At 40.5% G+C, this 14804-nt stretch carries 12 protein-coding genes; 6 read left to right on the top strand and 6 right to left on the bottom strand.

Going from position 1 to position 14804, the window contains the following annotated elements:
- Positions 1-5 precede the first annotated feature (5 nt).
- Both FJ354_02410 and FJ354_02405 read right to left on the bottom strand, forming a co-directional pair.
- Positions 6-2159: a copper amine oxidase gene (locus FJ354_02410; GenBank protein MBM3905521.1), complete on the bottom strand. Its 2154-nt coding sequence runs from the start codon at positions 2157-2159 to the stop codon at positions 6-8.
- A 179-nt stretch (positions 2160-2338) separates the two neighbouring features.
- Positions 2339-3910, bottom strand: coding sequence for an aldehyde dehydrogenase family protein (locus FJ354_02405; GenBank protein MBM3905520.1), 1572 nt, complete (start codon positions 3908-3910; stop codon positions 2339-2341).
- 44 nt (positions 3911-3954) lie between these two features.
- On the opposite strand from FJ354_02405, the gene FJ354_02400 reads away from it, so the two are divergent.
- Positions 3955-4719 carry a DNA adenine methylase gene (locus tag FJ354_02400; protein ID MBM3905519.1) on the top strand — a complete coding sequence of 255 codons (765 nt, stop codon included), beginning with the start codon at positions 3955-3957 and terminating at the stop codon, positions 4717-4719.
- A gap of 233 nt (positions 4720-4952) precedes the next feature.
- Positions 4953-6848, top strand: coding sequence for a hypothetical protein (locus tag FJ354_02395; protein MBM3905518.1), 1896 nt, complete (start codon positions 4953-4955; stop codon positions 6846-6848).
- A gap of 195 nt (positions 6849-7043) precedes the next feature.
- On the opposite strand, the gene FJ354_02390 is transcribed toward FJ354_02395, so the two are convergent.
- Positions 7044-7931 (bottom strand): GNAT family N-acetyltransferase, encoded by an 888-nt coding sequence (locus FJ354_02390; GenBank protein MBM3905517.1) that lies wholly within the window; start codon positions 7929-7931, stop codon positions 7044-7046.
- A 336-nt stretch (positions 7932-8267) separates the two neighbouring features.
- Here FJ354_02390 and FJ354_02385 point away from each other — a divergent pair, with 336 nt between their 5' ends.
- Entirely contained in the window at positions 8268-8477 is a 210-nt protein-coding gene (locus FJ354_02385) for a hypothetical protein (GenBank protein MBM3905516.1), read from the top strand.
- A gap of 659 nt (positions 8478-9136) precedes the next feature.
- On the opposite strand, the gene FJ354_02380 is transcribed toward FJ354_02385, so the two are convergent.
- Positions 9137-10489 carry an NAD(P)/FAD-dependent oxidoreductase gene (locus tag FJ354_02380; protein MBM3905515.1) on the bottom strand — a complete coding sequence of 451 codons (1353 nt, stop codon included), beginning with the start codon at positions 10487-10489 and terminating at the stop codon, positions 9137-9139.
- Positions 10490-10634: 145 nt separating this feature from the next.
- Between FJ354_02380 and FJ354_02375 the strand changes: the two genes are divergently transcribed.
- Positions 10635-10961, top strand: a complete 327-nt coding sequence (locus tag FJ354_02375; protein ID MBM3905514.1) for a hypothetical protein — start codon at positions 10635-10637, stop codon at positions 10959-10961.
- On the opposite strand, the gene FJ354_02370 is transcribed toward FJ354_02375, so the two are convergent.
- The gene (locus FJ354_02370; GenBank protein MBM3905513.1) at positions 10962-11627 is read right to left on the bottom strand and encodes an ACT domain-containing protein; all 666 of its coding nucleotides are present in this window, start codon (positions 11625-11627) and stop codon (positions 10962-10964) included. It abuts the gene before it with no gap.
- Between the two features lie 109 nt (positions 11628-11736).
- Between FJ354_02370 and FJ354_02365 the strand changes: the two genes are divergently transcribed.
- Both FJ354_02365 and FJ354_02360 read left to right on the top strand, forming a co-directional pair.
- Complete coding sequence (locus tag FJ354_02365; GenBank protein MBM3905512.1) at positions 11737-12234, top strand: Hsp20/alpha crystallin family protein; 498 nt, start codon at positions 11737-11739, stop codon at positions 12232-12234.
- A 24-nt stretch (positions 12235-12258) separates the two neighbouring features.
- The gene (locus FJ354_02360) at positions 12259-14385 is read left to right on the top strand and encodes a CDC48 family AAA ATPase (GenBank protein MBM3905511.1); all 2127 of its coding nucleotides are present in this window, start codon (positions 12259-12261) and stop codon (positions 14383-14385) included.
- On the opposite strand, the gene FJ354_02355 is transcribed toward FJ354_02360, so the two are convergent.
- Positions 14382-14771, bottom strand: a complete 390-nt coding sequence (locus FJ354_02355) for an SRPBCC family protein (protein MBM3905510.1) — start codon at positions 14769-14771, stop codon at positions 14382-14384. The two genes, FJ354_02360 and FJ354_02355, sit on opposite strands and share 4 nt — an antisense overlap.
- Between the last annotated feature and the right edge of the window lie 33 nt (positions 14772-14804).

Below are 14804 nucleotides of genomic sequence, written 5' to 3'. Positions count from 1 at the left end.
ATGAATTAGTCGATATAGTGGACTAGTTTTGCCTCGTCCCTGAATTTTATCTGGTTTACCTCGTGTAAATCGGACATCGTGTTCATTTTCATTAGATTAGGGCTTACAGTGTACAGTGTGTCATCGATGTAAAATGACCTGCTTCCGTATCCATAGTATTCGTAGCCGGTGCTGTTTGAATGCATTATAGTTCCTTTAAGATCAAAGCCTGAATCTTTGACATCATACACGTAAAATCCTCTCCATGTTTTTGGCTCAACATATTTGCCGTCTTTGTAGTACGGCTCTATGTTATAGCTGTAATTAGAAATTGGAATGGATAGTATTCCCTTTTGCTTGTCAAAGAGCATCGCCTTGTGGTCGTTTAGCACTTCGGAGTCTGTTCCTTGCTTTCCTATTATTTCCACGTCTACTGCGGATGGTTTGGACACATCTGTTACATCAAATAATGCCAGCTTGACTCCTTCTGTCTGGACTCCGCCCCACTGGTTTTCCTTAGTGTCCCTGCCTATACCAATGACATGGTTTTCGTCATATGGGTGAAGATACTGCGAAAATCCAGGAATTTTGAGCTCACCTAATACTTTTGGCGTGTCTGTGGACAGATCAATTACAAAGAACGGGTCTATTGTTTGGAATGTCACTAGGTATAGTCGTTCGCCCATGAATCTTGCGGAATAAATGGACTCGTCCTTTGCTATTTGCTCAAGTGCTCCTACGCGCACCAAGTTTTCGTCTAAAACATAGACATTGTTGTGCAGGTATGAGCGATTTGAGTAAAATTCCGATGTGGTTGCTATTCTGAATCTGTTTTCCGACTCGTCCATTGAGAATTGGTTGAGCAGCCTTCCGGGAACTTCACCCTTTGCCAAATATTTTAGCTCGCCAGAATTCAGTCCAATTTTATGAATTACTGTCTTTAGTGTTTTCTGCTGGATTTTCAGCTCATAGTCGTTGATTGCGGACTGGATTTTCTCAAATAATTTTGATTTTTCCGACTCCGACATGGAATTATAGGTGTTTTGGAGCAGATCAGATACTTTGCTCCATTTTTCGGATTCGCTTATTGTGGAATCGTTTGTTATTTCTTTGATTTGTGCTTGTATGTTGCTTGGTAGTACTGGAACTATGGCTTCAAAGAATCGGGTCTTTTCGTGGACTTGGTAATACCGATATGGTAAATTCTTTTGGTATGTAATGTACAAATTATTCTCAGACATGTAGATTGTTCCTGCGCCGCCCATCATGTAGGTCTCTGATTTTATGGTGTCTGCAAAAATATCGATTGCAGTTACCATGTTGAAATTATAGTAAGATTCTGGGTTATCAAAATAGAAAACGTCTGGAGAAATGATGGTCCTTGCGTCTTCTCTAATTAACGGAATGATTGGCTGGAAGTGATTTACCTCTGCTATTGATATCAGATAGACCACATTTCCGATCATTCTGGCATTGTGATAATATCCGTTGACGCTGTAGTCTTTGATTATCTTTGGTGATTCCTTGCTAGAGACATCCATTATTATGATGTGAGTTAGGTTTGTGTAGATTTTTGATGGTGCAAAATTGTATTGTGGGATGTAATCGTTTTCCTGATAGTCTTGGTAGAAAATGACCAGTCTATCCTGATTTAGGAAAATGTTTTGTATTGACTGGCCTTGCGGAATATCGATTCCAACCTTGAGTATGATTTTTGCAGTCTCTGCAGGATATGCTTCTATTATGGTCAATTTGTCGCCTGTTACGATGTATACGTACTTGTCATCGTTTTTTAGAAAGTCTGGCTCGTCCACATTTTTGACTTGGACGTTTGTGGTTGAGTATTCTGGCTTGGCAGAATCTACAACTCCAATAGTGGGAACTGAGGATGGAATTGGAGCTGATGTTGGAGCTGCTTCTTTAGCCATATTCGATTGTGAATCTGTTCTAGTGAAAGGAGTTGAGAAAACTTTTCTTTCAAGAGCCATTGGGCCACCATAGTCTTGGTAGAATTGATCTTGTGAAATCTGTGTTGTTTGAAGATATTTTTTGAGCTCTTCATATGAAGAAAATTTTTTGAGCTCTTGGGATCCTTCAACTGATATTAGCGGTGTGTCATCAAATGTGTTTGACGGAACAACATATGGAGAAGGTGGTGTGCTAGTAGGCATTAGAGTCATAAATATTCCAAATGATCCGGCTACAGAAATTGCTGCTACAACAGCTATAATGATATTAGTATTCAATATTCGTCAACACTAGAATTTACAGTTAAACATTGTGTAGATATTGTACTACATACGAAAAAAAGCTTAAAGAATTGGTTAGTTTTGGTTTGGTGAATCGATTTAATCAAAACCTATTGTTCGTTACAAATTGTTTGGGTTTGTTCCCGTAGGAACTGGATTAGGTAATATGCACCGCCTGCACCTTTGCCAGAGATTCCAGAATTTTTCCATCCAACAAAGGGTTGTGACTGCACCATTGCTCCGGTTGTGGCAGACTGGGTTCGATTTGCGTACGTTACTCCAGCCTCGATTTTGGAGAAAAATTCGTCAATTTCTGACTTGGATTGTGAAAATATGCCTGCTGTGAGGCCGAATTCTGAATCGTTTGCCTCCTTGATCGCATCATCGAATTTTTCAAATTCCTGAACGCACAAAAATGGCAAAAATAATTCCTCTTTGACTAGCTTGTGGTCTTTCGGAAGATTAGATACTATTGTAGGCTTGACATAGTAGCCGTTTTGGTACAGTCCATCCTTTAGGGTTTCACCGCCAAAGATTATCTTGCCGTCCTTTTTTGCAAGCTCCACTGCTGACTCGAATTTCTTTTTTGCAGAATCATTAATGATAGGACCCAAGTAAGTGTCCTTTTCCCAAGGAAGTCCGATTTTGAGGTTTTGTGTTTTTGTTACGAGTTTTCCTAGGAATTTTGGCGCAATTTGCTTTTGGACATATACTCGCGAGCAGGCGCTACATTTTTGTCCGCCATATCCAAACGCTGCACGCAAAACCCCGTCGGTTGCTTTTTCCAAATCTGCAGATTCTGTCACTATGACTGGGTTTTTGCCGCCCATCTCTGATATGAATGGTTTTGGAGACTCTCTAGTAAATGACCTAAATCCTGATAACCCAACTTCTTTGGAGCCGGTAAATGCAATGCCGGAGACATTTGGGTTTTCAAGTATATTTTGACCCACAATATTGCCCTGTCCTGTTACAAAGTTGATTGCACCTGACGTGATTTTTTTGTAGATTGCGTTTACAAATTGAAAGGCTGATAGTGGCGTATCGCTTGCCGGCTTTAGTACCACAGAATTTCCCGTAATTAGTGCTCCACTACTCATTCCAATCGCTATGGCTGATGGAAAGTTAAACGGGGAAATTATTCCCCAAACTCCGTATGGTTTTAGGACAGATTGGGTTTTTTCATTTGGGTTTGCATTTTTGGTTGACTTAACAAATCCCTGGTTTGCTTCTAGCTGGTCTGCATAATATCTCAGAAAGTCAATTGTTTCATCTATTTCAGCCATTGCCTCGAGTCGGTTTTTACCGTTTTCTAGGCTCACTGTGGCAGCTAGCGTGAATTTTTCTTTGGAGAATTGTGATGCTACTTCGCGGAAGACTTGTGCTCTATTCTGATATGGTGTGGAGCTCCAATTGTAAAATGCATCCTTGGCCGATTCTATTGCCAGGTTTATCTCCTCTTTTGTTGCCAGTGGGAACTTACCCAGGATTATTCTGGTGTCAGATGGTGATCGTACGTCGAATGTTTTTTCTGTGTAAACTTCTTTTCCTCCTATAATTAACGGGTAGGTTTTGCCAAATTTTGATTTTAGGGCTTCTAGGGAAGAGTCGAATTTTTTGTGGAAATCGTCTTGGGTGTCGGTTTTTACTGCATTTGCCCAAGTATTTTCGTTTTCAATCAAAGGTAAATGATATACTGGATTAGCAAATAAAACGATTTAGTATGATTAAATCACCTTTGCGCTATCCGGGTGGAAAATCTCGCGCAGTCAAAATCATATCAAAATACATTCCAAAAGAAACCACAAGTCTTTGCTCACCATTTTTTGGCGGTGGATCACTTGAGATCTATTGCGCACAAAATGGAATCCGGGTTTATGGTTATGACAGTTTTTGGCCGCTAGTTGATTTTTGGCAGGTTTTGCTAAAAAATCCACAAAAACTTGCAGCTAGTATAAAAAAATATCATCCATTAAAAAAAGTACAATTTTACAAATTACAAAAAGTCCAGCTGGAATCAAAAAGTAAATTCGAGCGAGCGTCTGTATTTTTTGTCCTAAACAGGACTTCATTTTCTGGCTCCACATTATCCGGCGGAATGGCAAGCGGCGGTCAAGACAATAATCCAAGATTTACAAAATCATCCATTGAAAAGCTAAAATCATTTCGAATCAAAAACCTCACTGTACAGCAACTGGATTTCAAAAAATCTATTCCTAGGCACAAAAAAGCGCTTCTATACTTGGATCCGCCGTACCTAATCCAGAGCAAACTTTATGGTAAAAAGGGAGATTTGCACAAAAACTTTGATCATACAGGTTTGGCAAAGATTCTCAAAAAACGAAACAACTGGATTCTCTCATACAACAATTCTAAAGAAATCCACGAGCTCTACTCGGATTATACAATTCTATATCCGGATTGGAAATATGGAATGTCAAATAACAAAAAGTCCAGAGAGGTTCTAATTCTAAGCCAGGACTTAGAGTAACTCTATTTCTGGGGCACAATGCTTGTGAACCCATTTTCCTGACTCATTTTTTGCAATTTCCTTTCCAGGCGCTATTTTATCCCCACATGCTGAACATAAGGTAGCGAATTTTGCTTTCATGCTTTTAGTATCATAGGCAACATAATCAATGGTATGATCGAATCACCACTAACCAAAGGCTAGCTCAGATTCATTCTGATTCTACAATTATATCCACTACATCTAGGGGTTAGATGTTGCAATTTGACGCCTTAGGACGCAGAATGCGCTCAAGCTATCCAGAAATCAACCTCAAAAACCCCCGAGAGCCCATTTCTCTGGTCGAGGCACTGGAATTAGTTGGACAGTTTGCCGGAAAAGAGCCAACCCCCAAACAATATGAAGTAATCAAAAAGATCCAACATGCAATAGAATCTGGCTACAAGAGAATTCTCTTATCAGCCCCTACTGGAACAGGCAAGAGTTGGATTGCAATTGCGCTATCTCTATACTTTAGATCAGCAACCATATTGACATCAACGGTACTGCTCCAGGACCAGTATAGAAACGAGTTTAGCTTTTTCAATACAGTCCGAGGAAAGAGAAGATTTCTCTGCGAGCAGACAAACCGCGTCTTTGACTGTACCCACGGTTATTGCAATGACTGCTCTTTCAAGCCAGAATCAGAATCATACAGTATTGTCAAAAAAGGCACTATAGCGGAGAAAATCATAGGCCAAGATACACCCAGAAAGTGCCCGTACTATGACCAAATTGAGATTGGCAAAAAGGCAAGCTTTGTTGCCTATTCCTACGCATCGTACCTTTCGCACTTGTTGTCTGGCGAGGAAATGCCGCAAAGGAAGCTCTTAGTGTGTGATGAGGCACATGAACTGGATGAGGAGCTTGCAAACCAGCTCGCAACAAATCTGTCAGGATTCTACGGTGAGCTGCTTGGTGTGGAAATGCCCAAATTTTCAGTCAACTCCGATCTTGGCACAATAAAGCAATACGTCAATTCATTTTCAGAGGCCTTCAAAAAGCGAGAATCCGTCTTAAAGCAGTGCGCAGAACATTCATTATTTTTACAATCTGAGGAACACATCAAAAAGCATGTCAGATGTATCAAACATGGAATCAAGCTGCAATTTAGCTGTTCTGACTGTAACAAAATCCGAGATTACATCAAGACCAAGGAATTCCTAAAGTGTAAGGTTCACGTTGATTGTAAGTTTGACCACAAGCACATCAACCATTTTGTCCTAAATGACCTCAAAAACTATACCACAAAAATGAAAATCCTGCAAAAGGGCCTAGAATCAGCTGACCAAAATTACATCATTACTGACATTCAGTCAAAGTCGCAAGATGATAAACAGGGGAGAAACTTTGATGAGGTCACAATAAAACCGTGGCACCTTCACTGGTTTATGGAAGAGATGAGCTCAGGCTTTGATCTATCCTTGTACATGTCAGCTACCATAAATCTGGAATTATTCTGCAAAGAGACGGGATTCAAAAAGGATGAGGTATATTTCATAAACGAAGACTCCAACATTCCAGTAGAAAATCGCAAAGTAGTATTCTTGAAAACAGAATATGTCGAGGCAACATCGGAAAATGTACTGCCTGGAAAGATTATTTCACAAATAGAAGCAATTCTCAAGATTAGGCCGACCCAACGTGGGATCATACTACTTACCAGCTATTCACAGCTTGATTATATCATGGAAAAGATATCGCCTGAGCTAAAACCAAGATTGTTGCCACTAGAACGCGGTCAGGATAAGGCAGAGGCAATCGACGTTCACCGTGGCACGCTAAACTCTGTTCTGATTTCGCCTGGCTTGGAATCCGGTGTTAATCTCCCAGACGACGACAGCAGGTTCCAGATTATCGTTAAAGCCCCTTACTATCCAACCGTTGACGATCTTCGAATGAAAAAGATCTATGATTCCGAGGCAGACCATCGAAGATATTATCTAAAATCTGCATTTCGATTACTGCAAATGGCAGGTAGAAGCATCCGGCATGTAAAGGATAGCGCAATGACCTATGTCCTAGATACCAAGGCAGAACGCATGATATACTATCAGAGAAACGATTTGCCAAAATGGTTCATGGATGCATGTGAAGGAATTCCAAAATAGGACATTTAGACCGACCACAACTTAGAGACATATTGTGCACATGTTTATTCATACTTTCACCATATCATAGTATGGTAAAGGAAAAGCGCACGATCACATTTGTTCATCCACTACACCAAGCAATTTCACTGCTAGTAATAGCAAACAAGTAAAGATATTCCTGACACATCTCTCCAGTATTAATTTAGGCTAATCTTACAGTTCCTTTTTTATAAGATAGAAAAGCATCCTTTTGTCCAACCCCGGTATCTTTGGCTTGATTTTATTCTGTATTAGGAGCTGGATTCGATCCTTTTTTTCCTCAAATCCCTTGTTTTGCATAAAGTGAATGATTTGCCGGATTCCAAGCATGGTTCCGCTAAGGTAGCCAAGCTGAATTACGTTTTTGTCTAGCTTGGATGTCTTGTTCCATATTCCCATTGCTTGAGGCTTTTTGTTTTTATAATACACAATGACACGGCCTTGACTGACTATCTTGGTCAGAACTTTTTTGTCAAGTGAGAACCAGTTCCATGATTCCGAAAAGGTACTGGACTGGATCAGCGAGTCGAGGTCTTTTGGGCTAATAGCGATCCTTGCAGTTGTTTTTTGTCTTCTTGGAGAAAGGTTGTACAGCCACCACTTATCCTCTATGTGATATCCAAGCTTTTTTGCCATGGAAAGGGAACGCTTGTTATTGTAAGCTATAATCATGCGAGAGATTCCAATCTTTTTCCTTCTAGCCAGTTTTTCTGCAGTGATTACCAGCTTGCTAGCGTGTCCTTTTCTTCTAAAGTCAGGATTGATGCGGATTCCCTCAATCCAGACCTGATTTTGAGAGATTCCTGCATTGCAGATTCCGATTGCCTTGCCGTTTTGCTCTATTGTAAGCAGATTTTTTTCTGCAAGCCACTTGTCCCAGACCCTATCAATATAATCGCCCCAGCGAAACGTGTGCTGGCAAAACGACAGAATTTGGGCCTTATCAGATTTTTTGGCCTTGCGGATCTTCAATGTTTTTTGAATTGTATAATGATTAATTTTCTTATCTGACCATCTAGGGACGAATTGATATTTTTGCGGCTGCACCATATCTTCTTCCATGTCTTTTTTTGTTTTGGTCTTTGTGAGTTCTTTGCTGGGTTCTTTGGAACCCCAAATAATGACTTATTCAGTATGAATTACTCACGAAATTGTGTTTGTTCATTTCAAAAGCATAATCAATTATTAGAAAAGAGTTGTGATACTCACATAGTAACAAATATGCAAGATATGCGGAGGCTCACTGGCAAGTTTGCCACCAGATTCCAAGTATTGTTCAATAGAGTGCACATGCAACCTTCCAAATTTTAAGCGAGATGTAGAGGTTTTTCCTTAGGTCATAGAATTAGCGATCAGGGTTGGAATTTCTTTTATAGTATGATACCGTATTACAGCAAATTGAAGTTCTTCAATCGAAACAACAACACTTGTGAGGATTGTAAGGAAAAGCTTCCAAGCTACTCAGACCTGATTTCCCATGCAAGAAAGATACACCATCGGCACATAACCAAGTGCACTGGCTGTGGAAAGGAATTCATTCATGAAAAGGACAGGCTGCATCACGCAAGAGAAGAACACGAGCAAAAAGTAAAAAGTCGCTATCGATGATTCTGTGGATTATTTTACGAAATACTTATCAGATATTTGGGTAGCAATCTTTCTTAGCGGTTAAAATTCTTTTCAAAAATTTTTCCCTTTTTAGTAATGTGCGGATTATCATCGTTATTCTAGTTTTCAACTAAAACCAGCTTGCACAACTGTGGCAATACGTCGAGTCATAATAGTGTAGATGAAAAAATGAAACCAAGCTACGCAAATTAAAGGTAGAGAGAATTCTTAAAAAAAATGAGCATGTGGGTTTTTCAGAGATAATCAGCTGTATACTTGCTGAAGGTCTAAAACATTCTCCCAAATACGACTAGAAAATTTTTAAAAATTTAGTCTTTTTTTACGTCTTCGGATTCTTCTTTTGCTTTGTCTCTAACGCTTTTCATGACGCAGAATTTGCGCAGAGTATTCATTATTCCCATTAACTCATTTTTTAGCATTAGCATCATAAGCGTTTAGATGTAATCAAATATACTGGAGTATTGAAAATCATCATACAAAATAATAACATGGCCTGATTTACACGCCTCATGCCTTTCATATTCTGTCCCAAGTGCGGCATACATCTGGAAATTCGAGATATCATAGACAATTCAGGTGTCGACAGAAAGGAATTGTATTGCACAAAATGCGATTTTAAGAAATTGTACGGAAGTTAACTACCAAACATCGTCTACTTCGTCTAATTCCTTGTAGTCAATTGGTTGGTCCTTGCGGATTATCTTTAGTCTGGAGATATCCCTATCAAAGAGCAGATCTGCAGTCCAGTCAAGCAAGATTCTGAGCCTTTTGTTTATTTTGGGTATCTTTCTGACATATACAGCCCTCCAAAGAATCCAGGCCAAAAATCCATGAATGTTCACCCCAGAAAGCGACGCAATTGCGGTTCTTTTTCCAATGATCGCCATTTGTCCTTTTGATACAAAGTCAATTTTCTTCTTGGGCTTTCCATGCATATCTGCAAAAATATTGTACGCTGCAGTCTTTGCCTGACCCTCCGCGTTTTGCGCAGTCGGTGGATAAGGCTTGCCTGTTCTAGGATCAATTGCCAAGCTACAATCGCCAACCACATACACTCCTGGAAAGTTTGGTACCTCGAGATTTTCATTTACGATGATTTTGCCACGGTCTGTTTTGAACATGGAATTTTTGATAGTATCAACCGGCGTTACGCCTGCAGTCCAGATTAACGTCTTAGTTTCTATGGCATCCATTGTAGGCTCTTTTACCTGTGTCATGGTCGGATCCACTGCGTCTTTGATTATTACCTCAGAACCGTCAAATGTCACAACCTGTGTGTTTAGCTTGATATCAATTCCCCTCTGGATTAGCTTATCTTTTGTAAATGACGCAAGTTTTTCAGAAAATCCAGGTAGTACAATTGGTAGTGCCTCCAATACTATTACCTTGATGTCAGATTCTTTGATATTCGGATAATATTTTTTTGCATCAAGCAAAAAGTCGTGTATCTCTCCCGCTGTCTCTATTCCTGCAAATCCAGCGCCCACTACGACAAATGTCAAAAGTGATTGTTTTAGGATTGGATCTTTTTCATTGTCGGCCTGCTCTAACATGTCTATTATTCTATTTCGAAGAACTACGGCGTCGTTTAGCGTCTTCATTGTATAAGCATGATTCTCTACAGTTTGGTTGCCAAAGAAGTTGGTCTGGCTTCCAAGTGCCACTATCAAATAATCATATTCAAGTGAGGTTCCTCTTTTTTCGTTTGTGCCATAAAGTGTTACTCGTTTTCCATACGGGTCTATGTTTTTGACCTTGCCCTCATGGAATATGGCCTTTTTGATTATGGTTCTGATTGGAATTACAATGTGCCTTGTTTCTATCATACCAGACGCAACCTGTGGAAGCATAGGCGTAAAGAGCAGGAAATTGTCTTCTGAGACCAGGTCTATTTGCACCTCAGGATCTCTCTTAAAGTACGATTCCAGCTTTTCAGTGCACTCTACTCCGGCGAATCCCCCGCCAATGACAAGTATTCTTTTGTGCGTCACCTAATTACTCCAAAATAAGCCGATATAACATTTGATTACCAAATCAAAATACGATATTTTGCTATTTTGATAAAGGGCTGGGTATTATGGTATAGCTCGATCAGCAGGTAAAGTAAAATATCGCAAAAACACGCACAAAAATCATATGAAGAAGGAATATGTCGTGGTACGAATTGACGCCTCACCAGACGGCGCACCATATGTAATAGTGTCATTGCAGGCAACCAAGGATTTCAAGGAAAGCCAGGGATTTCCCCAGTCTCCTTATGGCGGAGGCCCTGGTGTAATGGGCTTTACAAACATGGACGACATGATGAAATCGCTAAACAAGATGCTTGGCGGTGGAGGATTGGGTATGCCGGGAAACATGACTAGCATGAAGTTAGACATGAGAGAATACAAGGAATTATCACTGTCTGTTGGCGACAAGGTATACTTGGAGATCTCCAAGGCCGAGACTTCTGGGATCTAGTTATCTAGAGATTTCTGCTCGTAGTACCTCGTATGCTTTTGATGCGTCTTCTTCTCGCAATACCAATATGATATTGTCTTGAGAGAAAAACGCGTTTTGCAATTCTATGCCATTATTGTGCAGGATTTCAGCCACATAGGACACAACATCGGACCTGTTTTGTTCTTGGGGTATGCGAATCTCGATTTTAGCTAGGCCTGTGCTGAAAAAGTTCTTGGCGGACGGAAACGACTCGAACATTCTCCTAATGTCAGCCAGATCTTCAGTCAAGACACGAAATGTCGAGTCAGCCATTCTGAAAAACTCATAATCGGAATCATACTGCTCGAACTTATCCAATAGTGACGCGGTCTCTTTTTTGCCCATGTCATTGGTTGAAAATTTGATGTCCAATATTCCATCAGTCAGGGACAGTCTGGCATTTTTGAGAACAGACTCTGTCTTGATCTCTTCTTTTTCCAAAAACGAATCCGCATATCTTTTGATTGCAACCACTATAGTATTGAGATTAACGGGATTACCAAGCTGCCGCTCCACGTCGGTCTGAATCTTTACGGCAAGTGCCGTGTAATTTATCACATCCATCTTCATGCAGTCATAGATGGATCTATTCTTGGTGATGATTTCACGTACGGCTTCTGGAACAGAAAGGTTACTTGTTCGCATAATACATCATGTGATGTCATATATAAGAGCCTTATGTCATTAACCATACAAAATACCCAAATCATTATATAATGTCATGATTATTACATGTATACAGGTGTTATGACAAATGTCATTTGATGATGAAATTGACAAAATCTTCAAGAGAATGTCAAGATCCTTCATGGGTTTTGACGACATCTTTGAGAATGTCAAGGTACAAGACGGCAAGACATACGGACCATTCTATTACGGTTATTCCATGACCGTTGGCCCAGACGGTAAGCCGCAGATACAGGAATACGGTAATGTGAGACCTGGTTTGCTTCCAACCGCAGAATCCAGAGAGCCACTCATCGACACTATCGTAGATGAAAAAGAAGGAATGCTCAAGCTAGTCGCAGAAATGCCCGGGGTTGAGAAAAAAGACATCAAGGTAGTAGTCGAAGGAAATGTTGTAAATGTAGACGCAGAGCATGGCGACAAAAAGTACCATGGCAGAGTCCCAATCAAAAGAAAGGTTGATGCAGATTCCGTAAAGGCTACATACACAAACGGAATTCTGGAAGTGCAGTTCAAGCTAAAAGGCGAGGACAAACCGATAGGCAAAACCGTGGAGGTAAACTAATCCTCCATTTTTTATGGTGATAAAATGAGCGAAATTATATTAAAAATTGAAGAGACGGCGCAGCGCCATGTTGGAAAGGGCCTCGGAGTAATCGATCCAAAAATTGTCAAGGACAACAAGTGGCAAACAGGGGAGATAATAGAAATTACTGCAAACAAAAAATCCCATGTTAAGGTTTGGCCAGGCCCGTCAGAAGACTATGGTTCCGGTATAATACACATTGACGGCCTGACAAGACACAACATTGGCGCAGGAATTGGGGAAAAGGCTACATTAAAAATTGTAGATTCAGCAGAAGCCACACAAATCACATTATCACCAATTGAGAAAATCTCTGTTGAAGGACTTCAGGAATACATGTCCACATTGTATGAGGGCCATGTCTTTACCACAGGTGACACCATTATAGTGAACACGTCTTTGGGAGGAAAAACCCAATTAATTGTTACAGCCACGACCCCCCAAAAACCTGTAATTGTTATCCCAAAGACCGTGTTCAAATTAGGCTCAATGACAAAGGCCGTGGACAATTCCATTCCAAGGATTACCTATGACGATTTAGGCGGACTCAGAAAAGAGGTCCAAAAGATACGTGAAATGGTGGAGCTTCCAATGCGTCACCCAGAACTATTCGAAAAACTTGGAATAGAGGCACCAAAAGGCGTGCTTCTGTATGGTCCTCCAGGAACAGGAAAAACTCTTCTTGCTAAGGCAGTCGCAGGCGAGACAAACTCGCACTTTACATCGATTTCTGGCCCAGAAATAATGGGTAAATACTATGGAGAGTCCGAGGAACGACTCAGAGAGATCTTCAAGCAGGCAGAAGAAAATACTCCAAGCATTGTATTCATTGACGAAATTGATTCCATTGCTCCAAAACGGGACGAAGTAACTGGCGAAGTGGAAAAAAGAATCGTGTCCCAGCTTCTAACATTGATGGATGGAATGAAAGCCCGAGGCAAAGTAATAGTGATTGCCGCAACAAACAGGCCAGATTCAATTGATCCTGCACTGAGAAGACCTGGAAGATTTGATAGGGAAATCGAAATTGGAATTCCAGATGAAGCGGGACGACTGGAGATTTTGCAAGTCCACACTAGGGGAATGCCAGTGGATGAAAAAATTGATCTAAAACAGTTTGCCCGAGTCAGTCACGGATTTGTAGGAGCTGACCTAGAATCACTAGCCAAAGAAGCTGCAATGCGTTCTCTGCGAAGAATTCTACCAGACATCGATCTACAACAGGAAAAGATCTCTACAGAAATTTTGCAGAAAATAAAAATCAACGAAGACGATTTCAAGGAAGCGCTAAAGGAAGTAAGGCCATCCGCGTTGCGCGAAGTCTTAGTACAGATTCCAAATGTAACTTGGGATGATGTGGGAGGATTAGATTCACTCAAAGAAGAACTAAAAGAAGCAGTAGAGTGGCCACTAAAGCACAAGGAGGCATTCGAATATGTTGACGTAGCCACGCCAAAGGGAATTCTCTTGTACGGCCCTCCAGGAACAGGAAAAACTCTGATCGCAAAGGCGCTGGCAAAAATGACAGAATCCAACTTTATTTCAGTCAAAGGACCTGAGCTACTATCAAAATGGGTAGGAGAATCCGAAAAAGGAGTCAGGGAGATTTTCCGAAAGGCAAGGCAGGCAGCCCCATGCATCATTTTCTTTGATGAGATAGATGCTCTGGTTCCTAGACGTAGTGGTGGCGATTCTTCGCATGTATCAGAAAATGTGGTGTCTCAGATCCTAACTGAAATCGATGGTCTAGAGGAGCTAAATGATGTGCTAATCGTTGGTGCCACAAATAGGCTCGATATCGTAGATGAGGCACTGCTTCGACCAGGAAGATTTGACAGAATTATAGAAGTGCCAAAACCAGGCGCAAAGGGTAGATTACATATCTTGCAAATCCACACAAAGAAAAAACCATTGGAGGCCAATGTTGACCTTGGAAAAATAGTCGAACTAACCGATAATTATTCCGGAGCAGAGCTAGCTGCTGTATGTAACAGAGCTGCAATTGCTGCATTGCGAAGACATGTTGGAGGCCAAACAAAGTCAGTCAAGGAAATCAAGATAACACAACAAGATCTAGTAGATACCGCAGCAAGGGTTAAGGTAAAGGCAAAGTTTCCGGCAGTGGCCTAGGAAAATAATTTTTTGATATTTTCTACTTCAATTTTTAACCAGTCACAAAACATTTTCCACATCTGATCAGTGGTATCAGGCCACTGGAAAAAAGTAAATGTCACGCCACATGATTTTTCTGAAAAGAAAATTACTCTCATAAATGCAGGATTCATCTGGCTTTCTATCGGTCCTGCAAAAATATCGATTATTCCAGATTTTTTGTCAGAGTCTATTCGGATATAGACTTCCCCAAGTGGAGTTATTGCCTTTTTCTTACCATTTTCTATTTTGATGCTTTTGACAAACTGGGTGCTCCATTTGGGCATGTTCTCAAAGTTGGACAGAAAATCAAAGACAACGTCCTTTGGATATTGTACAACGCAAGATTCTGTTACCGATTTCATGTACAGTACACACTAGGAAATGATAGTAAAAAG

Source organism: Nitrososphaerota archaeon, from assembly GCA_016872055.1.
GTDB lineage: Archaea > Thermoproteota > Nitrososphaeria > Nitrososphaerales > Nitrosopumilaceae > Nitrosotenuis.
This window is presented reverse-complemented; position numbering and strand designations above follow the sequence as displayed.